This window comes from Rubrivivax sp. JA1026 (assembly GCF_011065555.1).
GTDB classification, from domain to species: domain Bacteria; phylum Pseudomonadota; class Gammaproteobacteria; order Burkholderiales; family Burkholderiaceae_C; genus Rubrivivax; species Rubrivivax benzoatilyticus.
In genome coordinates this window covers 1-355 of record NZ_JAALCQ010000027.1, presented here as the reverse complement: position 1 = coordinate 355, position 355 = coordinate 1, and the positions used below count along the sequence as shown (strand labels likewise).

General features: G+C 67.0%; 1 protein-coding gene. It reads right to left on the bottom strand.

The genetic code is table 11. The annotated features are described in order from the left end of the window. A partial coding sequence (locus G5B56_RS19765) for a pyruvate formate lyase family protein (RefSeq protein WP_310733815.1) occupies positions 1-355 on the bottom strand: 355 nt, incomplete at both ends.

Sequence of the window (355 nt, the reverse complement as noted above, 5' to 3'; positions counted from 1 at the left end):
ACGGCCGTCTTCGCCGACGCCGCCGATGGCTTCGGTCACCCAGGTCGGGTCGCCGGAGAACAGCTGGTCGTATTCGGGGGTGCGCAGGAAACGCACGATGCGCAGCTTGACGACGAGGTCGTCGATGAACTCCTGGGCGCGGGCTTCGTCGATGAGGCCGGCGTCGAGGTCGCGCTGGATGTAGATGTCCAGGAAGCTGGAGACGCGGCCCAGCGACATCGCGGCGCCGTTCTGCTCCTTCACCGCAGCCAGGTAGGCCAGATACGTCCACTGCACCGCTTCACGCGCGTTCTGCGCCGGCCGTCCCAGGTCGAAGCCGTACTTGGCGCCCATGACCTTGAGTTCCTCCAGCGCG